Raw genomic sequence first — 24,287 nt, forward strand, 5'->3', positions numbered from 1 at the left:
CCCCGTTTCTTCAGTTACTTGAGCTGACAGATGTCGAGCTTGCACATGTCGGTGTAGTCGAGGTTCTCGCCGCCCATGCCCCAGATGAAGGTGTAGTTGGACGTGCCCGAGCCCATGTGGATCGACCACGGGGGGCTGATGACGGCTTCGCCGTCGGCCATGACGATGTGGCGCGCTTTGTCCGGCTCGCCCATGAAGTGGAAGACGCGGTCGTTCTCACCCAGTCCGAAATACAGATAGACCTCGGAGCGGCGGTCATGCAGGTGCGGCGGCATGGTGTTCCAGACCGAGCCGGGCTTCAGCACCGTCACGCCCAGCAGCAGTTGGCAGGACTTCACCTTGGCCGGGACGATGTATTGATAGATGGTGCGCTCGTTGGAGGTCTCCAGCGAACCCATCTCCAGCGGCACGGCTTCGCTGATCGAGATCTTGGTCAGTTCATAGCGGGCGTGAGCCGGGGTCGAGATCAGGTAGAAACGGGCCGGTTCAGCCGGGTTCTTGGACGTGAAGCTGACCTCGGTCGAGCCCATCGGCACATAGAGGCCGTCCTGGAAGTCCAGGTCGATGGTTTGGCCGTCCACGGTGACCGCGCCTGCGCCGCCGATGTTGACGACGCCCAGTTCGCGGGCGTGCAGGAAGGGCTTTCCAGCCAGGGACGGCGGCTCGGAATGGCTGGGCAGGGCCAGGGCGCCGTCGACGGGCGCTGCGCCGCCGATGACCATGCGCTCATTGTGCGTGTAGTTCAGGCTGACCGCGCCCGGAACGAACAGGCCGTCGACCAGATAGCGGTCGCGCAGCTGCTGGTTGGAGGCGCCGTCCATCATGTCCGGATGGGTGGCCTGATAAACCTTGTCGTACATGCCGTTTTCCCTGGCTTGCGCTGTGCGTCTTGTCTTGAGGCGACCGTTTTCGACCTCCTGATGAGCGACTAGGTAACCGGTGTCAGAGTCGGTGACAAGCGCCGTCGAGACTTCTTTGGCCGAAGTCGATGATCAGGCTGCGGGCAGGGCGGACTTGCGCACGATCAGGGCGGGGCGGATCGTCGGCTGCTTCAACTGGGCCGGATCAATGCCGCGCATCGGGGCCAGCAGCTTCTCGGCCGCCATCCGGCCCATGTCGCGGATCGGCAGGCGAACTGAGGTCAGGTTGGGCCAGACCCGCGCCGCCATGGGCAGGTCGTCAAAACCGACGATGGACAGGTCTCGCGGCAGCTCCAGCCCGCGATCACGCGCCGCCTGCATCACGCCGATGGCCATGTCGTCGTTCAGGGTGAAGATGGCGGTCGGCGGTTCGGGCAGGGACAGCAGTTGGTGACCCGCCTCGATGCCTGATTCGAAAGTGTAGGCGCCGTATATGTCGTATTCCGGGGGCAGGGGGATGCCGCGTTCGGCCAGGGCGTCGCTGAACCCCTTGCCGCGTGTCTGGGATGACCGGAACAGGTCCAGGCCGCGCACCAGGGCGATCCTGCGGTGGCCCAGATCAGCCAGGTGATAGGCGGCCTCTGCGGCGCCGATCCAGTCATTGGTGACGACCATGGCCTGGGGTTCGTCCAGCGCCACCGAAGCGATGCGGACGTAAGGGGTGTCCAGTTCCTTGAGCAGGGCGATGACGTTTTCGTCTTCGGACATGGACGGCGGCATGATGACGCCGAACAGGCGCTGGCGCTCGACGAAGCCCCGGATGTCCTCCAACAGGGTCGGCGAGGTGCGCTGGCACGGGTGCACGACCAGTTCGAGGCCCGAACCTTTCAGTGCATCCAGAACCCCCTGCTGCATGTTCACGACATAGGTCGGGCTGGGGTTGTCGTAGATCATGCCGACCAGGAAGGACCGGCGGAAAGCCAGTCCTCGCGCCTGCGGATCGGGGATAAAGCCCAGTTCCTTGATGACGGCGTTGACGCGTTCGCGCGTGTCCTCACGCACGAACGGCGACTGGTTGATGACGCGCGAGACGGTCTTCTTGGAGACTTCCGCAATCCGCGCGACGTCGTTGATCGTAGCCCGTTTGCCCGGCTTAACAGGGCGCGGATCGTCATGAGCCAAGGCGGCTCCTCCCATTTTGTCGAACAAGAGGAATAGCCGGGACGGGCGGACGACGCCAACAGAAGGTTTGAAACGGCATTGACACCGGTTTCCTTCGCCGTTCATATCGGCGTCCATTCACGAGGCGTTCCCCCTTGATCTTGATTTCCTCTCTCGCAAGCCGCGTCCTATGAGCGTGACGGCCGCCAAAGATTCCGACGTTCCCGCCGAGGCCTCGGCCATTGCGCAGCAGTTCGTCTCCGCGCGTCTGGAGGTGCGTCACACGCCTGAATATCCGGGACAAATTCCAGAAACCTTGGCGCAGTCCTACGTGATTCAAGACATCGCCATCGGCCTGTTTCCCGACGAGGTCGTAGGCTGGAAGGTCGGCGGCGTGCCGGCCGCGCAGCAGGACAAGCTGGGTGCGCACCGGGTGGCCGGAGCCATTTTCGCCCGCAACGTCTGGCCCACGGCCGGCGATACGGTCGTTCCCCTGCCCGAGATCGAAGGCGGGTTCGCTGCGGTCGAATCAGAGTTCATCGCCCGCATCGGCGCGGACGCCGATCCGGCCAAGATCGACTGGACCATCGAAGAGGCCGCTGAGGCTGTCGACAAGATCTTCATCGGCGTCGAACTGGCGGGCAGTCCGCTGGCCACCATCAATGATCTGGGCTCGGCGGTCGTGGCCTCCGACTTCGGCAACAATGGCGGCCTGATTGTCGGACCCGAGCTGGAGAACTGGCGCGAGCGGATGGATCAGATCGAGGTCGAGACCGTGGTCAATGGCACCAGCGTCGGTACAGGCGGCGCCCGGTCGCTGGCGGGCGGGGCGTTGGAATCCGTGCGGTTCCTGTTGGAACACTGCGCGCGCTGGGGGCGTCCGCTGAAGGCCGGAACATTGGTCTCGACCGGCGCCGTGACCGGGGTTCACCGCGTCCATGCCGGCGACGAGGCGGTCTGCGTCTTCAAGGGCATCGCTGAAATCCACTGCTCAGTCGTGAGGGCGGAGCAGAGCTAAAGACATCATCAGACGCGAACCCGCCCGCCGCAAAGACGGCCAACAGAAACGGGACGCGCCGAGGAAATACAGGAACGGGTAGAGTACCATGACTGACGCTTCGAGCGCGGCGGCGCCGATCAAGATCAAGGCGCCGTCACCGGGCAAGTACCGGTGGGTGATCATGTGGCTGCTGTTTGCGGCCATGGTCATCAACTATGTCGACCGGCAGATGATCGGCTTCCTGAAGCCGACCCTGTCTGCGGAGTTCGGCTGGTCCGAGACGGACTATGCGGACATCGTCTTCTGGTTCCAGGCGTCCTACGCGGTGGCCTACCTGTTGTGGGGCCGGATCATGGACAAGATCGGCGCCCGTTGGGGCCTGGGCGTCGCCTTCGGCATCTGGCAGATCGGCCATATCCTGCATGGCGGTGCGCGGGACCTGTCGCACTTCATCATGGCGCGCGTGGTTCTGGGCGCGGGTGAAGCGGGCGGATTCCCCGGCAGCATCAAGGCGGTCGCCGAGTGGTTCCCCAAGAAGGAACGCGCGCTGGCCACCGGCTTGTTCAATGCGGGCACCAATATAGGCGCCATCGTCACGCCTCTGATCGTGCCAGGCCTGGTTCTGGCCTTCGGCTGGCAGATGGCGTTTGTCATCACCGGTGCGCTGGGTCTGATCTGGCTGCCAATCTGGCTGCTGATGTATCGTCGCCCGCGCGAACAGAAGAAGCTGTCCGCCACCGAACTGGCTTATATCGAACAGGACCCGGCGGACACGGTCGAGAAGGTCAAATGGACCAAACTACTGACTGTGCGCGAGACCTGGGCCTATGCCTTGGGCAAGTTTCTGATCGACCCGATCTGGTGGATGTTCCTGTTCTGGCTGCCGGACTTTCTGGGCAAGACCTATGGGCTGGATCTGAAGACCTTCGGTCCGCCGATCGTGGCCATCTATCTGCTGTCAGACGTCGGTTCTGTCGGCGGCGGTTGGTTGTCCTCGCGCTTCATGCATCGCGGCATGAGCATCAACAATGCGCGCAAGCTGACCATGTTGATCTGCGCCCTGTGCGCCGTTCCTGTGGCGTTTGCGGCCCTGGCTTCGAACCTGTGGGTGGCGGTCGGGATCATCGGTCTGGCCACGGCGGCGCACCAGGGCTTCTCGGCCAATCTGTACGCCTTCCCCGGCGACGTCTTCCCGCGCTCGGCAGTCGGCTCGGTGGTGGGAATCGGCGGAATGCTGGGCGCCATCGGCGGCATGGCGATGGCCAAATACGCGGGCTACATCCTGGATCAGATCGGCACCTATACACCCATCTTCATCGTAGCGGCCTCGGCCTATTTGATCGCCCTTCTGGCGGTCCACCTGCTGTCGCCCAAGTATGAGGCCGCAAAAATCTGACGAAACTGGCGACCGGCTGGTCTGGTCGCCGCAAGCCTCCCTCTGACGCGGACCATGTGCCGCGCGAGCGGCGTCGGGATTCCCTCCCGGCGCCGCTTCTTTTTTGCGCGAGACCTGCCATCATCGGCGGGTGAGGGAACACCAGGGATCTACGACCGCGAATGCGGCGAACCCGTCGATGTCAGAGCGCCGCCCGGTCGGGCCCGCGTTCCTGATCGGCTATGCCATCGCCTATATCGGCGCCTTCCTGGGAGTGGCACCCCTGCTGCAGATTCTGGCGCCGGTCCATGCGGCGGCCATCGACCCCGCCGCCAAGGCCGCCATCTTCAGCCAGGCCATCTTCTACGGCTGCGTCGCGGCCGGGTTCGGCAACATATTGGGCGGGGCGATCAGCGATCGGACACGCTCGCGTCACGGACGGCGCAGGCCATGGATCATCGTCGGGGCTGTGCTGACGGTGGCCAGCTATGCGGTGCTGCTGTGGTCCAGGACGCCCTTCATGATGGTGGTGGGGCTGGTCTGTTTCCAATTGGCGTTCAATGTCCTGTTGGCGCCGCTGATCGCCCTGTTCGCGGATCGGGTGCCGGACAATCGCAGGGGCGTCATGTCGGCGGTCTTGGGCATGGCCTATCCGCTGGCGGTGACCATGGGCTCGGTTATCATGGCCTGGGGCCCGCAGAGCGAGACGGCGCGGTTCGCCACGCTTGGCGGCATCGTGCTGCTGGCGACGATACCCTTCGCCCTGCTCTCGCGCGAAGACGCCCCGCCGCCGGGCGAGGTGCGGGCGCTGTCTTCAGGCCTATCGCCCCGCAGCCTGTTCAAGCCCTTCGCCAATCGTGATTTCAGTCTGGCCTGGGCAGTGCGGTTCCTGATCGCGACGGGCTATTCGTTGGTGGCGTTCTACCTGCTCTATTACATCGCCGACGCCATTGGTTATGCAGACCTCTATCCCGGTCAGACGGCGGAGGCGGGGCATTCGCTGGTGATGACGGTGTCGTTGATCGGGGTGCTGGGCGTCAGCTTTCTGGTGGCCCTGGCCGGATCGCGCATCAAGCGGCGCAAGCTGTTGGGCATCGGCGGCGGGGTGTTGCTGTCGGGGGCGACGCTGCTCCTCGGCGTCACGCCGGACTGGATGCTGGTCGTCGTCGCCTTCGTTTTCTACGGCATGGGGCAGGGGGCGTTCGGCTCCATCGAGATGGCGTTGATGACCGATGTGCTGCCGTCCGCCGAGGACCGAGGCAAGGATCTGGGCCTGATCAATCTGGCCGTGACCCTGCCGCAGGCCACGGCGCCCCTGGCGGCTCTGGTTCTGCTGGAAGGTTTCGGCTTCGGCTTCCGCAGCCTGTTCTTCGCCGCCGTCGTCTGTTTCGCCTGCGCCACCCTGGCTCTGGCGGCGATCCGGCGCGTCAGGTGATTAAGGTCGATTGACGGTTGCGGCCGTGCGTCGCACGGTGGATGCAGATCGCTGTTCTTTGTTTACGAACGTATTACGTTGTGCTACGTCTGTGTCCATGGCTTCTCTCACTACGCCCCTCAGCGTTCGATTGTCGGAAGACGACACCAGCTTTCTGGCAGAGCTGGAGATCGAAGGCGCTGTCACGGCCAGCGACAAGATTCGTGGTCTGATCCGTCAGGCCCGGCACCGCGCCGAACCGGTTGATTCTTTCCCCGTCGCCTTGGCGATCAGCCACGAACATCTGGCGGCGGCGGTGCGGTCTGTCCGGGTCATCGAGCAGGATCTGGATTGTCACTCGGAGGTGGCGGTCGGGCTGATGACGACAGCGGAAGAGTTTCTGGCCCTGGCGCTGGCGACGCCCCGTCCGGGCGCGGCGACCAGCGATCTGTCGCGGCATGAGGCGCGTCTGGTCGACTGCGCCGCGCGGATGACCGAACAACTGCTGCGCTGGGCGGTGACGCCGACAGCGCCAGCCTATGACCCCGCTGTGATCACGCGCAGGCTGGCGGGCCTGTCGGATCTGATGCGGATTGTTTCAGCGGCTCAGGCCGCGCGCTAACGGAAGGATAGGATCATGGCGGACACCCTGGGCGCACGCGTCGGCCGCATCGTCTCTGGCAGCGCGCATGCGTTGATCGACGCGATCGAAGGCACGATGCCGGATGCAGTCATCCAACAGACCCTGCGCGAAATCGACAAGGCGGTGGACGACGTCCGCGCCGAACTGGGTCGCACCATCGCCAGCAAACATCTGGCCAACAAGCGGCTGACCGAGCAGAGCAGCCGCCATGAGGAACTGTCCGGTCAGACCGAACTGGCTCTGCGCGAAGGCCGCGAGGATCTGGCCCGCGCTGCTGTTGAACATCAGTTGGACGTTGAGGCGCAGATCCCGGTGCTGGAGGCGACGGTCGCCGACGCCGTCAAACGTGAGATCGAGCTGGAAGGCTATGTCGCGGCCCTGCAGGCCAAGCGCCGTGAGATGGAAGAGGCGTTCCAGTCCATGTTGCTGGCCCGCGCCCGCAGCGCACAGGAAGCGGGCGCCGCCTCCACCCCGGAAGGCGGCACCAGCGTCACGCGTCGGGTCGAGAATGCGACCGGCGCCTTCGATCGTCTGATGGCGCGCGAAGGTGCGCCGGGACTGGGCGGCGTGGATCGTGAACAGGGCGCCAAGCTGGCTGAACTGGATAATCTGGCGCGTCGCAACAGGGTTGAGGAACGTCTGGCCGCCGTGAAGGCGCGCACCGGCGATCAGGGCTGACCGCGGCGATGTGGAGCTTCCTGCTTGCGCACGACAACGTCCCTTTCGTTGCGGCCCTGGTCCTGATGCTGCTGATCGGCGCGGCCGAGGCTGTGGGACTGGGCGGCGGTCTGGCGCTGGGCGAGGGGCTGGATGCGCCGGATGGGGACCTGAATGTCGAGACGCCGTCCCTGCTGTCCTGGATTAATGTCGGGCGGTTGCCGTTGCTGATGCTGATCGTGGTCTTCCTGTTCGCCTTCGGGCTGACGGGACTGGTCGGGCAGCAGGTCGTCGAGGCGGTGCTGGGTCGACCGGGGCCCTGGTTCCTGATGGCGCCAGCGGCTTTCGCCGTAGCCATGCCGGTCACGCGGGTCTTCGGCCGTGTCGTCGCCCGGATCATGCCGCGCGATGAGACGACGGCGGTGTCGCGTGACAGTCTGGTCGGACGGGTTGCTGTCATCGTCACCGGCGACGCCAGCCAGGGGAACGCGGCGCAGGCGCGGGTCCGCGACCAGCACGGACAGGTCCACTACGTCATGGTCGAGCCTGACAATCTGGCCGACCTGTTCGCTCAAGGGACCAGCGTGCTGCTGGTCCGGTACGCGGGCGCAAAATACTTCGCCATTCACAACACCAGCGCCTCGCTTCGCGACGCAACGGTCTGAACGACTTTTCTCAACAGGGGCTGTTAAATGAACTCGCTAATCGAGATCGCCATCATTGCAGGCGTGGGGCTGGTCGCCCTGCTGATCCTGGGGCTGATCTTTGCGCGTCTGTACAAGCGCGCGTCCAAGGAAACCGCTTTCGTGCGCACCGGTTTTGGGGGCGAGAAGGTGGTGATGAACGGCGGCGCACTGGTGCTGCCGGTGCTGCACGAAACCATCTCGGTCAATATGAACACCCTGCGCCTTGCGGTTCAGCGGTCCAACGAGCAGGCCCTGATCACCAAGGACCGGATGCGCGTCGATGTGCTGGCCGAGTTCTATGTGCGGGTGCAGCCCAGCGCCGACGCCATCGCCTCCGCCGCCCAGACGCTGGGTCTGCGGACGATGAACCCGGTTGAGTTGAAGGAACTGGTCGAAGGCAAGTTCGTCGACGCCCTGCGCTCGGTCGCGGCGGAACTGACCATGACCGAACTGCACGAGCAGCGCACCCATTTCGTCCAGAAGGTGCAGCAGGTGTCGTCGGAAGACCTGCTGAAGAATGGTCTGGAGCTGGAAACCGTGTCTCTGACGGGCCTGGACCAGACGGCGATGGAGCATTTCAACCCGTCGAACGCCTTTGACGCCGAGGGTCTGACCCGGCTGACGCAGGAGATCGAACTGCGCAAGAAGCTGCGCAACGACATCGAGCAGGACACCCAGGTCCAGATCCGCACCAAGAATCTGGAGGCCCAGCGCCGCAATCTGGAGATCGCGCGCGACGAGGAATACGCCCAGCTGGAGCAGGAGCGCGAGATCGCAAACCGCCGCGCCGAACAGTCCGCCGACGTGGCGCGTCAGGAGGCTGAAAAGCTGCGCGAGGCTGAGGGCGCCAAGATCACCTCGCAACAGCAGATCGATCAGGCCCGCATCGAAGCCGAGCGTCTGGTGGCCCAGCAACGCATCGCCATGGAGCAGGAAGTCGCCGAGCGCGAAATCTCCAAGGCTCGCGCCGTTGAGACGCAGGACATTGAAAAGGCCAAGGCCATCGAACTGTCCGAACAGGACCGTGACATCGCGGTCGCCGAGAAGTCGCGAGCCCAGTCTGAAGCGAAAGCAGAAGCTGACAAGGCGCTGGCCCTGGCCGTGCAGGCCGAGGAACAGGTCAAGACCGTGCGCGACCGCGAGGCCGCCGACCGTCAGAAGATCATCGAGCTGATCGAGGCGTCCAAGGAGGCCGAGCGCGAAGCCATCGCCATCCGCGTCGCCGCCGAGGCTGAAAAGACCGCCGCCGCCGACCACGCCGAAGCCATGCGGGAACAGGCGCGCGGTCAGGCCGACAAGACGACAATCGAAGCGGAAGCCCAAGCCCAGGCCGTACGCGTCGCGGCAGAGGCCTCTCGCGTTCACTATGAAGTCGAGGCTGCAGGTCAGAACGCCCTGAACACGGCGGCCAACCTGCTGTCGCCCGAACAGGTGGCGCTGCAGATCAAGCTAAAGCTGCTGGAGAACCTGGATCGGATCATCGCCGAATCCGTCAAGCCGCTGGAGAACATCGACTCGATCAAGATCGTGCAGGTCGAGGGTCTGAACGGCGGCGCGGCAGCCGGCGGTGTCGGCGGCGCCAACGGCTCGGGCGGCGGCAACCTGTCGGATCAGGTGGTCAACAGCGCCCTGCGTTACCGTGCGCAGGCCCCGCTGGTCGATCAACTTCTGGCGGAAGTCGGCCTGTCGGGCGCCGACCTGAACGGCCTGACCGGCGCTCTGCGCGCACCGGTGGAGCAGTCGGTCGCGAACGACGCGCCCGTCATCGCCGCAGCGGTTGAGCCTGCAGCGCCTGAGGCTGAAGCCGAAGCCTGAACCTGATCTGTTTTGACGGATGTTGAGGGCCGGTCGCCATCGTGCGACCGGCCTTTTACTTTTTGGGCTGCAAGCGGATCTGCATTGCGCCGCTGGCGGTCTGGACATCGAAACGCCCGGTCGCGCGGATCAGGTCCGACAGTTTGGCGAAGCCGTAGGTCCGCTGGTCGAAGTCGGGGTAGGCGTTGCGAAGCCGGTTGCCGATGGCGCCGACCTGAACCCAGCCGTCGCCGTCTTCGTCCATGTCGGGGATCAGCGAGGCGATCAGGCGTCCGGCTTCTGCGGGTTTGCGCTTGGCCGGGGTTTCGACGGCGGGTGCAGGCTTGGCGGTGCCATTGTCGGATTCCGGCGGTGCGCTGAGGTTCTCGGTATAGATGAAGCGGGTGCAGGCCTGGCGGAAGCTTTCCGGTGTCTTGCGCTCGCCGAAGCCATAGACGTCGACGCCTTCCTCGCGGATACGGGCGGCCAGACGGGTGAAGTCAGAGTCGGACGACACTAGGCAGAAACCGTCGAAACGGCCCGAGTGCAGCAGGTCCATCGCGTCGATCACCAGGGCGATGTCGCCGGAGTTCTTGCCCTTGGTGTTGGCGAAATTCTGCTGGGGCTGAATGGCGAACTGGGCCAGCACCTTGGTCCATCCGGCGATCTGGGGGCTGGAGAAGTCGCCATAGACCCGGCGGGCGGAGGCTTCGCCCAGGGTTGCGATCTCGGTGAACAACAGGTCGGCGATCCGCGACGATGCGTTTTCCGCATCGATCAGAACCGCCAGTCGCGGCGCCTTGCCTTCAGCCATGATCAGTATCCTGGTGCGTGATCTGGAGCCTGATTCACGACGTTGATGCAATCTTGAAGCGATTCGTCATCAACTGATCGCGGTCTAGAGTTGCCCCATTGTGTTGTCGTGATCGACGGCCTGTTTCTTCAGCCAGCCGACGAAGGCGGTGGTGCTGGGCGAGGGCGGGCGGTCGCGGGGCTGGACGACGTAATAGGCGAAGCCCACGGCCTCTGATCCGTCCGGGAAGGGCGCGATCAGACGGCCGGACGCCAGATCGGCCTGAGCCAGGGTGCGCTTGGCCAGCGCCACGCCGCGCCCGGCGATGGCCGCCTCGATCAGCAGGCCCGACTGGTTGAAGCGCGAGCCGCGGCGCGGATCGGGATGGCGGACGCCGCGCGCCTTCAGCCACATGGCCCAGTCAGGGCGGCTGGGGTCGCCGTCATTGGACATGTCATGCAGCAGGGTGTGGCGGATCAGATCAGCGGGTTTGCGGATCGGGTGTTCTCCATCCATCAGCGAGGGGGCGCAGACGGGCAGGACCGTCTCGGTCATCAGCCGGTCCACGGTCAGGCCGGGATAGTCGCCAGGGCCATAGCGGATGGCCAGATCGACCTTGCCCTCGGTCAGGTCGGCGGGCTCCATGTCGGCGGAGATCCATAGTTCGATCTCGGGATGGGCGGTGTGGAAGTCGTCCATGCGCGGCATCAGCCATTTGGAGGCGAAGCCGGGCGCCACGCTGATCGACACCTGTTTCCTGCGCGGCGGTTCGCGCAGCAGGGCGGAGGCGTCCATCAGGCGTTCGAACCCTTCGCGCAGCAGCGGCACGGAGGACCGCCCCAAGTCGGTAAGCTGCAGGCCGCGCGCCTCGCGCACGAACAGGGGGCCGCCGACAATGTCTTCCAACAGGCGAATCTGTTGGCTGACCGCGCCCGGCGTCACGGCCAGCTCATCGGCGGCGCGTGAGAAGTTCAGATGACGCGCGGCGGCCTCGAAGGCGCGCAGGGCGTTGAGCGGGAGCAGGGATCGAACCATCGCCGATAGAAATCCTATCAGCGAGACAAAGGCAATCTGGTTTGCGGCTCTGGACGATGAAGTCGAAGGTCCGAAGCCTGAGTTTGCGCCTGAATCTGGCGCTTTTCCTCCCTGACCGCCCCGGAAAGCCAGACGATGCGTGTCTTTCTTGCCTCCATTCCGCTGGAGGCCGCGAAAATCGTGATCATCGGCGGCGGGGAACCGGCGCTGGCGAAGCTGCGTCTGTTCCTGAACTCACCGGCGCAGGTGCTGTGGTTTGCGCCCGATGGCGCGCCTGAGGCCATCGAGACGCCGTTGGGCGCGCCGACGCCATTGCTGCGGTCGCCGGATGCGGATGATCTGGCAGGGGCGCGTCTGGTGTTCATCGCCCTGGGTGATCTGGATCAGGTTCAGGGGCTGGCTGGCTTGGCCAGGGCGGCGGGCGCGCAGGTCAATGTGGTGGACCAGCCGCACCTGAGCGATTTCCAGACCCCGGCCCTGATCGACCGGGACGAGGTGGTCGTGGGCGTGGCGACGGGCGGATCGGCGCCGATCCTGGCGCGGGACGTGCGCACGGCCATCGAGAATGTGCTGCCTGCCGGTCTGGCCAATGTGGCGCGGCTGGCGCGCGAACTGCGTGACACGGTCAAGGCCAGCGTGCCGGACTTCATGGCGCGGCGGCGGCTCTGGGAGAAGGCGTTCCGGGGACCGGCGGCCGATCTGGCGGCGGCGGGACGGACGGCGGAGGCGCGGCGCGAGATGCTGCGGCTGCTGAATGTGGCGGCGCCGGAACTGGGCGTGGTTCATATCGTCGGCGCAGGGCCGGGCGACCCCGAGCTTCTGACGCTGAAGGCGCTGCGGGTGCTGCAGGACGCCGATGTCATCATCCATGACCGGCTGGTGCCGGAGGCCGTTCTGGAGCGGGCGCGGCGCGACGCCAAACGCCTGTATGTCGGCAAGTCGCGCGGCGACCATTCCGTGCCGCAGGACCAGATCGAAGCCCTGATGATCGCAGAGGCCCGTGCGGGTCATCGGGTCGTGCGGCTGAAGGGGGGCGACCCCTTCGTCTTCGGGCGCGGCGGCGAGGAGTTGGAGGCCATGCGGGCGGCGGGCGTGCCGGTCTTCGTCGTGCCGGGCGTGACGGCGGCCCTGGCCTGTGCGGCCTCTGCTGGCGTTCCGCTGACGCACCGGGACCACGCCCAGGCGGTGACCTTTGTGACCGCCCAGGCCAAGCCGGGCGGCGTCGACGCCGACTGGACGCGGCTGGCGGCGCCCAATCACACCCTGGCCATCTATATGGGCGCGGACCGGGCGGAAGAGACGGCAAGCAGGCTGATCGCCGCGGGGCGCGCGGGCTCGACGCCGGTGGCGGTGGTCGAGAACGGCAGCCGACCGGACGAACGGGTTCTGACCGGGCGGCTGAACGGGCTGGGCGCGCTGGTGCGCGGGGCCAATCTGGCGGGACCGGTCCTGTTGTTCGTCGGCGAGACGGCGGCTTTTTCGGCGGCGCAGGCGGATATGTCGGAGGCGGCGGCATGAAGATCGTGACCGCAAACCGCCTGTCGGACGGTCGCGTCATCTATGCGGGCGTGGACAACCAGCCGGTCGACAGCATCGAACAGGCGTCGGTGCTGGACGACACGGCGGCGGAGATCGTGCTGGCCGAGGTCGCTGGTCGGCCCGATGTCTTTGTGAACCCCTATCTGTTCGAGGTCAGCGACCGCACGCCCTCGGGCCGTGACCGCCTGAAGGAGCGCATCCGCTCCGCCGGGCCGACGGTGGGCAACAGCCTGCTGTGGGAGAAGGCGTAATGTACCGCTACGACGAGTTCGACCATGCGCTGGTGCGCGAACGGGTCGAGGAGTTTTCCGATCAGGTGGCGCGCCGTGCGTCCGGCGCCTTGACGGAGGACGAGTTCAAGCCGTTGCGGCTGATGAACGGGGTCTATCTGCAGCTTCACGCCTATATGCTGCGGGTCGCGGTGCCTTATGGAACCATGAGCAGCCGCCAGATGCGTAAGCTGGGTCATATCGCGCGCACCTATGACAAGGGCTACGGCCATTTCACCACGCGCACGAACATCCAGTACAACTGGCCCGCCCTGACCGACCTGCCGGCGATCCTGCGTGATCTGGCCGAGGTCGAGATGCACGCCATCCAGACCAGCGGCAACTGCATCCGCAACACCACGACCGACGTGTTCGCGGGCGCCGCCGACGACGAGATTGAAGACCCGCGTCCCTGGTGCGAGATCATCCGCCAGTGGTCGACCATCCATCCCGAATTCAGCTTCCTGCCGCGCAAGTTCAAGATCGCGGTGGTCGGCGCCGAAAAGGACCGGGCGGCGATCCGCACCCATGATGTGGGCTTGCAGATCGTGCGGGCGGCTGATGGCGGCACGGCGTTTCGCGTCTTCGTCGGGGGCGGGCAGGGGCGCCTTCCCCATATCGCGCAGGAGATCGCGGCTGCGGTTCCGGCGGCGGACCTGCTGGCCTATCTGACGGCGATCCTGCGGGCGTGGAACCTGCTGGGGCGGCGCGACAACATCCATAAGGCGCGGATCAAGATCCTGGTCGCCTCCATCGGCATCGACGCCTTCCGCGAGGAGGTCGACAGACATTACGCCACCCTGCGCCGCGAAGACCTGAAAATCCCCGCCGACGAATTGGTGCGCATCCAGGCCTATTTCGCCCCGCCGCCGTTCGAGGACCTGCCCAAGGCCAGCGCCCCGTTCGACCGCGCCCTGCTGGCGGACCCGGACTTCGCCCGGTTCGCGCGCAACAATGTGCGTCGGCATAGGCAGGCGGGTTACGCCTCTGTCGTGATCTCGCTGAAGCCCATCGGCGGGGTGCCGGGGGATATCACGGCGGACCAGATGGATGTCGCCGCCGACCTGGCCGAGCGCTATTCGTTCGACGAAATCCGCGCCGCCTATGAGCAGAATTTGGTCCTGCCGCATGTGAAGCTGGATGATGTTCCGGCGCTGTGGCGCGCCCTGCACGAGGCGGGGCTGGCGACGGCCAATGCCGATCTGGTGACGGATGTGATCGCCTGTCCGGGGCTGGATTATTGCAGCCTGGCCAATGCACGGTCGATCCCGGTGGCGCAGGCCTTGTCCACGCGTCTGGCCGATCTGGATTATCAGGAGAAGCTAGGGCCGGTCCGCATCAATATGAGCGGCTGCATCAACGCTTGCGGCCATCACCACGTCGGCCATATCGGCGTGCTGGGCGTGGATCGGAAGGGCGAGGAATACTATCAGATCACCGTTGGCGGCTCGCCTGACGAACAGGCCGCGCTGGGCGACATCGTCGGCAAGAGCCTGCCGTCCGAAGAAGTGGCACCCGCCATCCAGCGGACGCTGGACCGGTATCTGGAAATCCGCACCGACGGCGAACGATTCATCGACACGGTGCGCCGCGTCGGCCCCGATCCCTTCCGCGACGCCATCTATGAGACACTCGATGCTGCAAACGCTTGAAGGGATCCAGAACGGTCTGCGTCTGTCGGTGACGACGCCGCTGGAGGAAGTCGAGGCGGCCGCTGCGAGCGAGGACGTGCTGGTGCTGGAGTTCGAGGCGTTCCGCGACGGGCGCGGCTTCTCGCTTGCGTCTGTGCTGCGCGAGCGCGGATACGCCGGGCGGCTGATCGCGGCGGGCAAGGTCTTGCCGGACCAGGCGCGGCATCTGCGCCGGTCGGGCTTCGATGCAGTGGAGTTGCAGCCGGGTGCGGACGCCGCCGCATGGGCGCGGATGGATCAGGCGTTCAGCGCGGCCTATCAGCCCGCTACGGAGGCCGCGCCGACCATCTGGCAGCGTCGGCGCGCGGCGTCGAACGACCGGGATCTGGAGGCGCTGGCCGAACGGCTGAACCGTGAGGTCGAGGGCAAGTCGGCACCCGAAATCGTCAGGGCGGCGCTGGACCCGGCGCTGGGCCTGCGGGTGGGAACGATCTCGTCGTTCGGCGCGGAATCGGCGGCCCTGCTGCACATCATCGCCAAGGAACGGTCCGAGACACCGGTGGTGTTCCTGGAGACGGGGCAGCATTTTCTGCAGACCCTGTCGTATCGCACCCAACTGACCAAGGCGCTGGGGCTGAGCGATGTGCGGCTGGTGACGCCGGATGCGGGTGAGAAGGCGACGCTGGATGTGCGCGACGACTTGTGGAAGACCGACGCCGACGCCTGCTGCGACCTGAGAAAGGTTCGGCCTCTGGCGCGGGCGACCGCCGGGTTCAACGCCATCATCACCGGACGCAAACGCTATCAGGCCTCGACGCGGGCGGCGCTGAAGCCGTTCGAGGTGCTGGACGGGGTACTGCGGATCAATCCGTTGGCCGATTGGGACAGTGAGGATGTCGAAGCCTGGCTGGTCGAGCACGACCTGCCGCGTCACCCGCTGGTGGAGCAGGGCTACCTGTCCATCGGCTGTTGGCCCTGCACCCGCGCCGTCGAAGATGGCGAAGATGCGCGCGCCGGACGCTGGTCAGGCATGGACAAGGTCGAGTGCGGCATCCACTTAGGCAAACGTCAAGCTGCGGCCTGACACCCTTTCTCTCGTTCGACCCTGCCTGAAAGCTGCAACGTGTCTGTCACGCCCTCTGTCATCGACCTGATCGGCAATACGCCGCTGGTGCGCCTGAACCGCCTGTCCGACGAGACGGGGTGCGAGATTCTGGGCAAGGCCGAGTTCATGAACCCTGGCCAGTCGATCAAGGATCGCGCGGCCCTGTCCATCGTGCAGGCGGCGCGGGCGTCCGGCGCCCTGCGGCCGGGCGGTACGATTGTGGAAGGCACGGCGGGCAACACCGGCATCGGTCTGGCTCTGGTCGGGGCGGCGCTGGGTCATCCGGTCGTCATCGTCATTCCGCGCACCCAGTCCGAGGAAAAGAAGGCGGCGATCCGGTCGTTGGGCGCGCGTCTGGTTGAGGTGGACGCTGCCCCCTTCTCCAGCCCGAACCATTTCGTCCACTATTCCGGGCGTCTGGCCGAGGAACTGAACGAAAGCGAACCGGACGGCGCCGTCTGGTCCAACCAGTTCGACAACACCGCCAATCGTGACGCCCACTATCAGACGACCGGCCCGGAAATCTGGAACCAGACAGAGGGGCGCGTGGACGCCTTCGTCTCGGCGGTCGGGTCTGGCGGTACGATCGCCGGCGTCTCGGCCTATCTGCGCGAACAGAAGCCGGATGTGACCATCGCCCTGGCCGATCCGGCGGGCGCGGCCATGTTCAACTGGTTCACGAAGAACCAGATGACGGGTGAAGGTTCGTCCATCACGGAGGGTATCGGGGTGGCGCGGATCACCGGCAATCTGGAAGGCTTCACACCGGATCACGCTTACCGGATCGAGGATGCGGAGTTCCTGCCGATCCTGTTCGATCTGGTGAAATATGAAGGCCTGTCGCTGGGCGGATCGGCGGGGGTGAATATCGCCGGGGCGGTGCGGTTGGCGCGCGAGATCGGGCCGGGCAAGACGATTGTGACCTGCCTGTGCGACCCCGGCTCGCGCTATGCGACCAAGTTGTTCAATCCGGAATTCCTGCGGTCCAAGGGATTGCCGACGCCGGAGTGGGTGAAAGTCGCGAACTGACACCCTCTCCCGTCGGGAGAGGGCTTGAGCGCACGACGGCGCAGCCGTCGTTCTAGCGCGAAAGGGTGAGGGGCTATGGCGCCACGGTCTAGCAGAACCCTCATCCGGCCCTGCGGGCCACCTTCTCCCAAAGGGAGAAGGGAAAGATTTCACTTCGCTTTCTGCTCGGCGATCCAGGCGTCCATGCGGTGGTCAAGCAGGGCCAGCGGCAGGGGGCCTTCGACCAGCAGGGCGTCGTGGAAGGTGCGGATGTTGAACTTGGGACCCAGTTCGCGCTCGGCCCGTTCGCGGATCTCGCGCAGGCGGATTTCGCCGATCTTGTAGGCCGTGGCCTGACCTGGCCAGCCGATATAGCGCTGAAGCTCGGTCTCGATATTGTGCGGGGCGAGCGCGGAGTTGTCGCGGAAACAGGCGCGGGCCTGTTCCTCTGACCAGCCCAGCCAGTGCAGGCCGGTGTCGGCGACCAGACGGCAGGCGCGCCACATCTCATAAGACAGGCGGCCGAACCGCTCATAGGGCGTGCGGTAGAAGCCCATCTCCTCGCCCAGATATTCGGAATACAGGCCCCAACCCTCGGTGAAGGCGGTGACATTGGCCTGACGCCGGAAATAGGGCTGGCCCCCGCCTTCCTGCTGCAGCGCGATCTGCAGGTGGTGGCCGGGAACGGCCTCGTGCAGGGTCAGGGCGGGCAGTTCGTACAGCGGGCGCTGGTCCAGCTTGGACGTATTGACGATGTAGTGGCCGGGTACGCCGTTCTGCATCGAACCGGGGTTGTAGCGGCCGGTGGTGTAGTTCTCCTCGATCTGGGCCGGGACCGGCTGCACGTCATAGGGCAGGCGGGGCAGGGTGGCGAACAGGGGCGGCAGGCCGCCATCGGCCCGCTTTGCCATTTCCGACGCCTTCTCCAGCAACTCTTCGCGGGTCTTGGCGTAGAACTGCGGATCGGTGCGCAGGAAGTTCAGGAAGCCCGCGAAATCGCCAGTCCAGCCCGCCGCGCGCATCTCGACCTCCATGCGGGCGCGGATGCGGGCGACCTCGTCCAGGCCGATCTGGTGGACCTGATCGGGGGTCAGTTCGGTGGTGGTGTGCTGACGCACCAGATAGGCGTACAGGGCCTTGCCGCCCGGACGATTGCCGATGCCGGGCGTGGTCGGCGTCTTGGGCAGATAGTCGGTTTCGAGGAAACCCAGCCAGGCGCGGCGGGCGGGAACGATGGCCGAGGCGACGGCGGCGGCGCCCGCGGCCTGAAGCCGGGCCTTCTCAGCCTGCGGCACATTGGCGGGCAGGGTGGCGAAGGGCGCCAGCAGCGGCTCGGCGTCCGGCCTGATCGCGACGTCGTTGCGCGCCAGCTGGATAGCGCTTTCGGTGACGGACCGGGCCTGGATTAGGCCGGTCGACAGGCCCCGTCGCGCATTGTCGGTCGTCTGGGCGTAGAGGGTCCCGAAGGCGCGGATGCGCTGGATATAGGCCTCGGCCTCCGCAACTGAGTTCAGACGGGTCGACCCGCCGATGTAGAGGGCCCATGTGCCGGGCCCGCCCTCGCTGTCAAAGGCCAGGGCGCCGGAGTCATAGTCCAGACCTTCGATGGCGCGGCTCAGGATGAACAGCAGGAAGGCGTGGTTGATCCCCGCGCCGTGGGAAAGACTTGCCGGGTCGATGGCCTGAACCCGGTTCAACAGGTTCGTCAACGGCGCGCGCTGGGCCAGTTCGAATGCGCGCGACAGGTCCGGCACGCGCGCCATCGCCTCGACATCGCCCTCGCTGGAGGCCGAGAAGGGATCGACGGACTTCAGATAGGTTTCATAGTCGGCGACCACGGCGTCCAGGGCGGCGTCGCCCGGTGCAGCCGCAGGCGCGACGGCGGTGGGCGGCGTCTGGGCCATGACGACGACCGGCGACGCAGCCGCCAGCACGGCCAAGATGGCCAGGTTGGAAATCTTCATGACGCCCTCCGCGATTTTCTGCACAGGCAATCGAAGCCCGGCGGGCGCGTCAAGCCGTGATGGTCAGCCGCAGGCGGCGAAGAAGCGTTCGATGTTGGTCTGGCTGGCGGGGTGTGCGACCAGCGGCTCGCGGTTTTCGCCTTCCCACAGGGCGATCCAGCCCAAGCTGCGGAAACGCTGAAACACCGGGTCCTTGGTCTTGGCGTTGGCCGTGACATACTGGCCTTCATGGATGCCCGCCGGTTCGGAGCGGGCGGGATAGCGTTCGGTGTCGCCGCCGGATTCCAGCAGCAAGACGCGCGAAGGTCGGTCGAAGACGGCGGCCAGCTCCAGCGCGCCCGAGCCGGACTGGCAGACAAGCTGCAGCTTCAGATCATCACTGTTGGCGATGCCGTAGGCCAGGGTCAGCTCCTGACGGTCGCGGTCGAAGAACCAGTCATGGTTGGCGACCGGCAGCGGGGCCGACGCGGGGGCGCCAGGCGACAGCGACGCCATCGGCGTGTTGGCGGCGCAGGCGGCCAGAACGGACAGGGCCAGCAGGGACGGGATTAGTTTGAGCGGGCGCAGGGTCAGGCTCCTTATCCGGCGCAGCGGTCAGTGAAGCGGCGCAGCTTGGCGAGGTGTGCGGGTTGGACGGTGACGACGGTCTGGCTGTCGCCGATCGTCACGGTGATGCGTCCGGTGGTGACGAAGGCGGCGAAGACGGGGTGATCGACGCGCACGGTCGTCTCCATGCGGCCACGGGCGGCGCGCGCCTCGCTGGTCGCGGCGGCGTCTCCGGCGGTGATGCGGGCGAAACCGGTGGCGGCGGGCGTCTCGTACAGGTCCAGCGTCACCGTGCCTGAGCCGGGCTGGCACGACAGGGTGGTGCGCAGGCGGTCGGTGTCCGGCACCTCTTCGGCCAGGACCAGCGGGGCCTCATTGCCATACAGGGTCCAGGTCCAGGCGGCGGGCGGCGGATTCTGCAGCGCCAGGGCCAGGACAGCCGACAGGACAAGGCTCATGGGGCGGGACTCAACTGACGACGCGCAACGCCGCGCCGGGCTGCACTGTCGTCAGACGCGCGCAGAACCGCAATAGGCAAGAAAGTCCGCGGCCAGACGCCGTTCCTGCACAGAGGCCGGAATGACGGACGATCCAGCCTCTCCGACCACGCGCAGGGCACCGTCTCTGGCCAGGGCCGCCAGGGTCGGATCATTCAACGCAATGAAAGATTCAGAGGCGTCGCCCCCGCTGAGGGGATCAATGGGCGTCGGCCCCAGGGTCGCGGGCGTCAGGCGCGGGCTGTCCGGCTGGACATAGCCATAGACCACCGCCATGGGCTCGCCCGGCTGGCAGGTGATCATCAGGGCCAGCTGGTCGGAGTTGTCCACGCCATAGGTCAGTTTGGCCGTCTGGTCCTCATAGTTGAGGCGCCAGGTCATTGTCGGGACATCATGGATCGAGGCGTCAAGCGTCTGCGGCCGGGCGGCGAATGCGACCAGGGCGATGGCGGCGGCGGCGGGGATCAGAGCCTTGAACATGCGGATACTCGCGTCTGATCGACAAACGCGGGTATCCGTCAGGGGTTCACGGCCCCGGTGACGCAGGCCGTGAACTGTTGCCGTTCAGCCTCAGCCGTCAGAAGGGGCTGAAACGCTCGACCAGCGACTGGGCGGCGGGCGTGGTCTGCATCCGGCTGATGTCGCCGCGACCGCCGTAGGAGATGCGGGCTTCGGCGATCTGGGTGTGGTTGATGGCGTTGGCCGAGGAAATATCTTCCGGGCGCACGATCCCGGCGACGGTCAGTTCGCGCACCTCGCGGTTGGTGCGCACTTCCTGCCGACCCTGAATGACCAGATTGCCGTTGGACAGGACGTCGGTGACGACGGCCGCGATGGTCAGATTGACCTTTTCCGAGCGGTTGACGCTGCCGCTGCCTGCCGAGTTGGCGGCGCCTTCGGTGCCGACCATGTTGGCGGGGTCGAAGCCGCCGGGGAAGGCGCGGCCCAGGCTGTTCTCCAGACCGAAGAAGTGTGTGACGCCGCCAGAGGCGCTGTTGGTGCGGGCGCGCTGGGTCGAGTTGCGGGTCTGGGCCTGATCGTCAATGGAGATCTGGACCGTCAGAATGTCACCAACGTGGCGGGCGCGCTGGTCGCCGAAGAAGGTGCGGGCGCCGACGCGCCACAGGCTGTTGGCGCTGGCGGGCGTGGCGTCGCGTCCGCCAGGGGCTGGCATATAGGCCTGCTGCACCGGAACCAGGGCGGCGGGATAGCCGATGGGCGCCAACTCTGGCCCGCGAACGGTTTCTGCAACGGTGGAGCAGGCGGCCAGGGGGGCGAAGGCGGCGGCGATGATCAGAATCTTACGCATGACTGTCATTTCCTCAGCGGGACTTAGCGGGCTGCGAACTGTTGCGGGTTGGCGCGGGCCTGATCGGCGGCGGGACCGGCGATGGCCTGACCGGGGCCGGTGGCGACGGCGTCGATGACCCGGTTGGAGGCTGTGTTCAGGATGGCGACCGGCTCGCCCACGGCGGCGTTGCGCATGGCCTTGCCCATGATGCTCAGGTTCACGCCGCCGACCTGATAGGTGACGCGCACCATGTCGTTGCGGTCGATGACCTGCTGGGCCGCGGACGGGCGATAGGCGGCGCGGGCGGGCGGGGTGAAGCCCGGCTGTGCGGGCGTGGCGCCGGGGGCTGCGGCGATGACGGCGGCAGGCGCGGCGGCGCCGTCATCGCGTCGGATGGCGACGCGACGCAGGCCGGTCGGGTTGTCCCAGGTCAGGCCGGAACGCGCGGCGATGGCCTGGAGCTGGCTGGCTTCCATCACGATCGAGGGGCCGGAACGCTGGGCCACGACGACATTGGCGGCCACGCCTGCTCCGTCGAAGATGTCGCCCAGGGTGACGCGGCCATCCGCGTTGACGGGATTGGCCTTGAGGGTGACAGGACCGGCCATGGCGGCGCCTGCGGACAGGGCGCTGACGGCGGCGGCGATCAGGAAGGTGCGGATCAGGGTCATGATCTAGCTCTTCACCTGGGCGGCGACGGACAGCATCTCGTCGGCGGCGCTGATGACCTTGGAGTTCATCTCATAGGCGCGCTGGGCCACGATCAGGGCGCTGATCTCGGTGACGGCGTCGACGTTCGAGGCCTCGGTGTAGAACTGCATGATCTGGCCGAAGCCGACCGAAGCGGGCGTGCCGACGATGGGCGGGCCGGAGGCGGCGGTCTCCAGCAGCAGATTGTCGCCGATGGCTTCCAGACCTGCCTCGTTGAAGAAGTTGGCCAGTTCGATCTGGCCTACGGTCGTTGGCGCCGCCTGGCCGTCCTGGGTCACCTGGACCAGGCCGCTCTTGGAGATGGAGACCTTCAGCGTGTCCTGCGGGATGGTGATGGCCGGTTCCAGCAGATAGCCGTCGTCGGTGACGATCTGGCCTTCCGGGCTGACCTGAAGATTGCCCGCGCGGGTATAGCCGATCTCACCCGAGGGTAGGGTGATCTGGAAATAGCCCTTGCCGTCGATGGCCATGTCGTACGGATTGCCGGTGGCCTGGGGCGTGCCCTGTTCGGTCATGCGATAGACGGCGCCCGCCTTGACGCCCGCACCGATCTGGATGCCGGTGGGGACCACGGTGCCCTGTGCCGACGACTGCGCGCCCATGCGTTCGACGTTGTGGTAGAGCAGGTCCTGAAACTCGGCGCGCTGCTTCTTGAAGCCCACCGTGTTCATGTTGGCGATGTTGTTGGAAATGACTTCCACGTTCAGCTGCTGGGCGGCCATGCCCGAGGCTGCGGTGCGAAGAGCGCGCATGTTCCGGGGCTCCCTTAAGCGGCCTTGCCGAGGCGCTCGACGGCGCGACGGCTGAGGTCATTGGTGTTTTCGACCATCCGGCTGACGCTTTCGTAGGCGCGGCTGATTTCGACGAGATTGGTGATCTCGACCAGCGGATTGACGTTGGAGGACTCCAGCATTCCCTGCAGGATCGGCACGTCCGTGGTTTCGGTCGGCTGGACGTTGGAGCGGTTGCGGTAAAGGCCGTCGCCGCCCTTTTCCAGCACGCCCAGGGCGTCGAACCGGACCGAGGACATCTGGCCGGTGATCCGTCCGTTCTGCGTGATGCTGCCGTCGGGGCCGATGCTGGGCGGGCCCAGCTCCGGGTCGAGCACGATTTCGGCCCCGCCGCCCAGAACCGGCAGGCCCTGTTTGGTGGTCAGGCGGCCTTCCGGATCCATCGTGAAGGCGCCGTCGCGGGTGTAGGCCTGACCGTTGGCGTCCTGAACCACGAAGAAGGCGCCTTCGCCGTCCAGCGCGAAGTCCAGCGGGCGGCCGGTGGTCTTGATCGAGCCCTGGCCGAAATCGCGGCCCACCCCATTGTCCAGGACGAAGCTGGCGCTGGGGCGGATCGAGTCGTTGCGGGCGCGCTGGCCGATCTCGGCGCCGACCAGAAGCTGTTCGACCTTGAAGCCGGTCGTATCCGCATTGGCGATGTTGTTGGCCACGAGGTCGAGCTCGCGGCGCAGCGTCATCTGGCGGGACAGTCCGATATAGGCGGCGTTTTCCACGGTGGGCGAGCTCCTTCGCTCTCACCCTCGCAACAGGCATGCCAACAGGGTTAATCCAGGCGGCATGGGGGTTTCAGCGGCGTTGCGGAGATAGGCGCCCGGCAAAACCTGCCCATTGTAAACGCGGCGTTAACCAAACCGGGCTGATCCTGACCGCCATATTCGTCGGGGCGATCAACCGCATGTTCAAGCTGGGCAAGAAGAAGGGCGACGCCGCCGGGGACGCCGCCAATCTGCCTGCGGTCGCGGAAGGCGAGGGCGTTGAAGGCGACGCCGCGCCCAAGAAAAAGAAGCCGCCCCTGCTGCTGATCATCATTCCGGCGGCGCTCGTGGTGCTGGGCGGCGGCGGGGCCGCCGCCTTCCTCATGATGAAGCCCAAATCCGCCGAGGCGCATGGCGAAGCGCCCGCAGCGCCGGGTGAAGGCGGCCATGGCAAATCCGACAAGAAGGGCGGCGAGATTGATCCGGCGCTGGGCAAGGTCGCCGCCGGGCCTGACGGGGTGACCTTCTACACCCTGCCGGACATGGTCATGAACATCCAGTCGGCGGATGGTCGTCCGACCTTCCTGAAGCTGAAGCTGACGCTGGAGATGAAGGACGCCCGCGTCGCCACCCGCCTGCAGTCTGAAATGCCCCGCCTGCAGGACATGTTCACCAGCTTCATGCGCGAACTGCGTCCCGAAGACCTGAGCGGGTCGGCGGGAACCTATCAGCTGCGCGCCGAGATCCTGCGCCGCGTCAACCTGATCGCCGCGCCCGGCAAGGTGGACGCCGTGCTGATCGAAGAAATGCTGGTGCAGTAGG

At 66.1% G+C, this 24,287-nt stretch carries 25 protein-coding genes; 13 read left to right on the forward strand and 12 right to left on the reverse strand.

The window, feature by feature from the left end:
- Nucleotides 1-14: 14 nt before the first annotated feature.
- Both kduI and JKF87_RS02565 read right to left on the reverse strand, forming a co-directional pair.
- Nucleotides 15-860 (reverse strand): 5-dehydro-4-deoxy-D-glucuronate isomerase, encoded by an 846-nt coding sequence (gene kduI, locus JKF87_RS02560; protein ID WP_201096970.1) that lies wholly within the window; start codon nt 858-860, stop codon nt 15-17.
- A gap of 132 nt (nt 861-992) precedes the next feature.
- Nucleotides 993-2,057: a LacI family DNA-binding transcriptional regulator gene (locus JKF87_RS02565; RefSeq protein WP_201097249.1), complete on the reverse strand. Its 1,065-nt coding sequence runs from the start codon at nt 2,055-2,057 to the stop codon at nt 993-995.
- Between the two features lie 154 nt (nt 2,058-2,211).
- Here JKF87_RS02565 and JKF87_RS02570 point away from each other — a divergent pair, with 154 nt between their 5' ends.
- The 7 genes from JKF87_RS02570 to JKF87_RS02600 all read left to right on the forward strand — a co-directional run bounded on the left by JKF87_RS02570 (nt 2,212) and on the right by JKF87_RS02600 (nt 9,611).
- Nucleotides 2,212-3,039 carry a 2-keto-4-pentenoate hydratase gene (locus tag JKF87_RS02570; RefSeq protein WP_201096972.1) on the forward strand — a complete coding sequence of 276 codons (828 nt, stop codon included), beginning with the start codon at nt 2,212-2,214 and terminating at the stop codon, nt 3,037-3,039.
- A gap of 88 nt (nt 3,040-3,127) precedes the next feature.
- Complete coding sequence (locus JKF87_RS02575; RefSeq protein ID WP_201096973.1) at nt 3,128-4,417, forward strand: MFS transporter; 1,290 nt, start codon at nt 3,128-3,130, stop codon at nt 4,415-4,417.
- 178 nt (nt 4,418-4,595) lie between these two features.
- A complete protein-coding gene (locus tag JKF87_RS02580) occupies nt 4,596-5,831 on the forward strand; it encodes an MFS transporter (RefSeq protein ID WP_201096975.1) in 1,236 nt (411 codons plus the stop codon).
- Between the two features lie 97 nt (nt 5,832-5,928).
- Entirely contained in the window at nt 5,929-6,432 is a 504-nt protein-coding gene (locus JKF87_RS02585; RefSeq protein WP_201096977.1) for a hypothetical protein, read from the forward strand.
- A 15-nt stretch (nt 6,433-6,447) separates the two neighbouring features.
- The gene (locus JKF87_RS02590) at nt 6,448-7,131 is read left to right on the forward strand and encodes a PspA/IM30 family protein (protein WP_201096978.1); all 684 of its coding nucleotides are present in this window, start codon (nt 6,448-6,450) and stop codon (nt 7,129-7,131) included.
- 8 nt (nt 7,132-7,139) lie between these two features.
- Entirely contained in the window at nt 7,140-7,775 is a 636-nt protein-coding gene (locus JKF87_RS02595) for a YqiJ family protein (protein ID WP_201096979.1), read from the forward strand.
- 27 nt (nt 7,776-7,802) lie between these two features.
- On the forward strand, nt 7,803-9,611 hold the full coding sequence (locus JKF87_RS02600; RefSeq protein WP_236261037.1) for a flotillin family protein: 1,809 nt from the start codon (nt 7,803-7,805) through the stop codon (nt 9,609-9,611).
- A 55-nt stretch (nt 9,612-9,666) separates the two neighbouring features.
- On the opposite strand, the gene JKF87_RS02605 is transcribed toward JKF87_RS02600, so the two are convergent.
- Nucleotides 9,667-10,404, reverse strand: a complete 738-nt coding sequence (locus JKF87_RS02605) for an NYN domain-containing protein (RefSeq protein WP_201096980.1) — start codon at nt 10,402-10,404, stop codon at nt 9,667-9,669.
- Between the two features lie 84 nt (nt 10,405-10,488).
- Nucleotides 10,489-11,418, reverse strand: a complete 930-nt coding sequence (gcvA, locus tag JKF87_RS02610; protein WP_201096981.1) for a transcriptional regulator GcvA — start codon at nt 11,416-11,418, stop codon at nt 10,489-10,491.
- Between the two features lie 135 nt (nt 11,419-11,553).
- Between gcvA and cysG the strand changes: the two genes are divergently transcribed.
- From cysG to JKF87_RS02635, 5 genes are read left to right on the forward strand one after another with little or no spacing between them, the layout of a single operon-like run.
- Nucleotides 11,554-12,936, forward strand: coding sequence for a siroheme synthase CysG (gene cysG / locus JKF87_RS02615; RefSeq protein ID WP_201096982.1), 1,383 nt, complete (start codon nt 11,554-11,556; stop codon nt 12,934-12,936).
- Nucleotides 12,933-13,208: a DUF2849 domain-containing protein gene (locus tag JKF87_RS02620; RefSeq protein WP_201096984.1), complete on the forward strand. Its 276-nt coding sequence runs from the start codon at nt 12,933-12,935 to the stop codon at nt 13,206-13,208. Before cysG ends, JKF87_RS02620 begins: the two co-directional genes overlap by 4 nt.
- Nucleotides 13,208-14,878, forward strand: a complete 1,671-nt coding sequence (locus tag JKF87_RS02625; RefSeq protein WP_201096986.1) for a nitrite/sulfite reductase — start codon at nt 13,208-13,210, stop codon at nt 14,876-14,878. The genes JKF87_RS02620 and JKF87_RS02625 overlap by 1 nt, the downstream gene beginning before the upstream one ends.
- A complete protein-coding gene (locus tag JKF87_RS02630) occupies nt 14,862-15,941 on the forward strand; it encodes a phosphoadenylyl-sulfate reductase (RefSeq protein WP_201096987.1) in 1,080 nt (359 codons plus the stop codon). Before JKF87_RS02625 ends, JKF87_RS02630 begins: the two co-directional genes overlap by 17 nt.
- 39 nt (nt 15,942-15,980) lie before the next feature.
- A complete protein-coding gene (locus JKF87_RS02635; protein WP_201096988.1) occupies nt 15,981-16,991 on the forward strand; it encodes a cysteine synthase A in 1,011 nt (336 codons plus the stop codon).
- A gap of 149 nt (nt 16,992-17,140) precedes the next feature.
- Here the strand turns inward: JKF87_RS02635 and JKF87_RS02640 are convergent, their stop codons facing one another.
- The 8 genes from JKF87_RS02640 to flgF form a co-directional block, all read right to left on the reverse strand.
- Nucleotides 17,141-18,934: a DUF885 domain-containing protein gene (locus tag JKF87_RS02640; protein WP_201096989.1), complete on the reverse strand. Its 1,794-nt coding sequence runs from the start codon at nt 18,932-18,934 to the stop codon at nt 17,141-17,143.
- Nucleotides 18,935-18,997: 63 nt separating this feature from the next.
- Complete coding sequence (locus JKF87_RS02645; protein ID WP_236261038.1) at nt 18,998-19,429, reverse strand: hypothetical protein; 432 nt, start codon at nt 19,427-19,429, stop codon at nt 18,998-19,000.
- A gap of 83 nt (nt 19,430-19,512) precedes the next feature.
- On the reverse strand, nt 19,513-19,938 hold the full coding sequence (locus tag JKF87_RS02650; RefSeq protein WP_201096990.1) for a hypothetical protein: 426 nt from the start codon (nt 19,936-19,938) through the stop codon (nt 19,513-19,515).
- Between the two features lie 51 nt (nt 19,939-19,989).
- Nucleotides 19,990-20,457 (reverse strand): hypothetical protein, encoded by a 468-nt coding sequence (locus JKF87_RS02655; RefSeq protein ID WP_201096992.1) that lies wholly within the window; start codon nt 20,455-20,457, stop codon nt 19,990-19,992.
- A gap of 97 nt (nt 20,458-20,554) precedes the next feature.
- A complete protein-coding gene (gene flgH / locus JKF87_RS02660; protein ID WP_201096993.1) occupies nt 20,555-21,286 on the reverse strand; it encodes a flagellar basal body L-ring protein FlgH in 732 nt (243 codons plus the stop codon).
- A gap of 23 nt (nt 21,287-21,309) precedes the next feature.
- Nucleotides 21,310-21,930, reverse strand: coding sequence for a flagella basal body P-ring formation protein FlgA (locus JKF87_RS02665; protein WP_307417330.1), 621 nt, complete (start codon nt 21,928-21,930; stop codon nt 21,310-21,312).
- A 12-nt stretch (nt 21,931-21,942) separates the two neighbouring features.
- Entirely contained in the window at nt 21,943-22,731 is a 789-nt protein-coding gene (gene flgG / locus JKF87_RS02670) for a flagellar basal-body rod protein FlgG (protein WP_201096996.1), read from the reverse strand.
- 14 nt (nt 22,732-22,745) lie between these two features.
- Nucleotides 22,746-23,483 carry a flagellar basal-body rod protein FlgF gene (gene flgF, locus JKF87_RS02675; protein ID WP_201096998.1) on the reverse strand — a complete coding sequence of 246 codons (738 nt, stop codon included), beginning with the start codon at nt 23,481-23,483 and terminating at the stop codon, nt 22,746-22,748.
- A gap of 182 nt (nt 23,484-23,665) precedes the next feature.
- Between flgF and JKF87_RS02680 the strand changes: the two genes are divergently transcribed.
- Entirely contained in the window at nt 23,666-24,286 is a 621-nt protein-coding gene (locus tag JKF87_RS02680) for a flagellar basal body-associated FliL family protein (RefSeq protein WP_201096999.1), read from the forward strand.
- Nucleotide 24,287: the final 1 nt, after the last annotated feature.

The sequence above is a fragment of the Brevundimonas nasdae genome (assembly GCF_016654005.1).
In the GTDB taxonomy this organism is placed as follows: Bacteria; Pseudomonadota; Alphaproteobacteria; order Caulobacterales; family Caulobacteraceae; genus Brevundimonas; species Brevundimonas nasdae.

Coding starts and splice junctions, on each gene's coding strand:
- gcvA (WP_201096981.1), bottom strand. CDS start 11,418: ATGGTTCGATCCCTGCTCCCGCTCAACGCCCTGCGCGCCTTCGAGGCC.
- JKF87_RS02605 (WP_201096980.1), bottom strand. CDS start 10,404: ATGGCTGAAGGCAAGGCGCCGCGACTGGCGGTTCTGATCGATGCGGAA.
- flgH (WP_201096993.1), bottom strand. CDS start 21,286: ATGCGTAAGATTCTGATCATCGCCGCCGCCTTCGCCCCCCTGGCCGCC.
- JKF87_RS02565 (WP_201097249.1), bottom strand. CDS start 2,057: ATGGGAGGAGCCGCCTTGGCTCATGACGATCCGCGCCCTGTTAAGCCG.
- JKF87_RS02600 (WP_236261037.1), top strand. CDS start 7,803: ATGAACTCGCTAATCGAGATCGCCATCATTGCAGGCGTGGGGCTGGTC.
- JKF87_RS02570 (WP_201096972.1), top strand. CDS start 2,212: ATGAGCGTGACGGCCGCCAAAGATTCCGACGTTCCCGCCGAGGCCTCG.
- kduI (WP_201096970.1), bottom strand. CDS start 860: ATGTACGACAAGGTTTATCAGGCCACCCATCCGGACATGATGGACGGC.
- JKF87_RS02650 (WP_201096990.1), bottom strand. CDS start 19,938: ATGAGCCTTGTCCTGTCGGCTGTCCTGGCCCTGGCGCTGCAGAATCCG.
- JKF87_RS02655 (WP_201096992.1), bottom strand. CDS start 20,457: ATGTTCAAGGCTCTGATCCCCGCCGCCGCCGCCATCGCCCTGGTCGCA.
- JKF87_RS02680 (WP_201096999.1), top strand. CDS start 23,666: ATGTTCAAGCTGGGCAAGAAGAAGGGCGACGCCGCCGGGGACGCCGCC.
- JKF87_RS02590 (WP_201096978.1), top strand. CDS start 6,448: ATGGCGGACACCCTGGGCGCACGCGTCGGCCGCATCGTCTCTGGCAGC.
- JKF87_RS02585 (WP_201096977.1), top strand. CDS start 5,929: ATGGCTTCTCTCACTACGCCCCTCAGCGTTCGATTGTCGGAAGACGAC.
- JKF87_RS02625 (WP_201096986.1), top strand. CDS start 13,208: ATGTACCGCTACGACGAGTTCGACCATGCGCTGGTGCGCGAACGGGTC.
- JKF87_RS02580 (WP_201096975.1), top strand. CDS start 4,596: ATGTCAGAGCGCCGCCCGGTCGGGCCCGCGTTCCTGATCGGCTATGCC.
- JKF87_RS02640 (WP_201096989.1), bottom strand. CDS start 18,934: ATGAAGATTTCCAACCTGGCCATCTTGGCCGTGCTGGCGGCTGCGTCG.
- JKF87_RS02630 (WP_201096987.1), top strand. CDS start 14,862: ATGCTGCAAACGCTTGAAGGGATCCAGAACGGTCTGCGTCTGTCGGTG.
- JKF87_RS02575 (WP_201096973.1), top strand. CDS start 3,128: ATGACTGACGCTTCGAGCGCGGCGGCGCCGATCAAGATCAAGGCGCCG.
- JKF87_RS02595 (WP_201096979.1), top strand. CDS start 7,140: ATGTGGAGCTTCCTGCTTGCGCACGACAACGTCCCTTTCGTTGCGGCC.
- JKF87_RS02620 (WP_201096984.1), top strand. CDS start 12,933: ATGAAGATCGTGACCGCAAACCGCCTGTCGGACGGTCGCGTCATCTAT.
- flgG (WP_201096996.1), bottom strand. CDS start 22,731: ATGCGCGCTCTTCGCACCGCAGCCTCGGGCATGGCCGCCCAGCAGCTG.
- JKF87_RS02645 (WP_236261038.1), bottom strand. CDS start 19,429: ATGGCGTCGCTGTCGCCTGGCGCCCCCGCGTCGGCCCCGCTGCCGGTC.
- cysG (WP_201096982.1), top strand. CDS start 11,554: ATGCGTGTCTTTCTTGCCTCCATTCCGCTGGAGGCCGCGAAAATCGTG.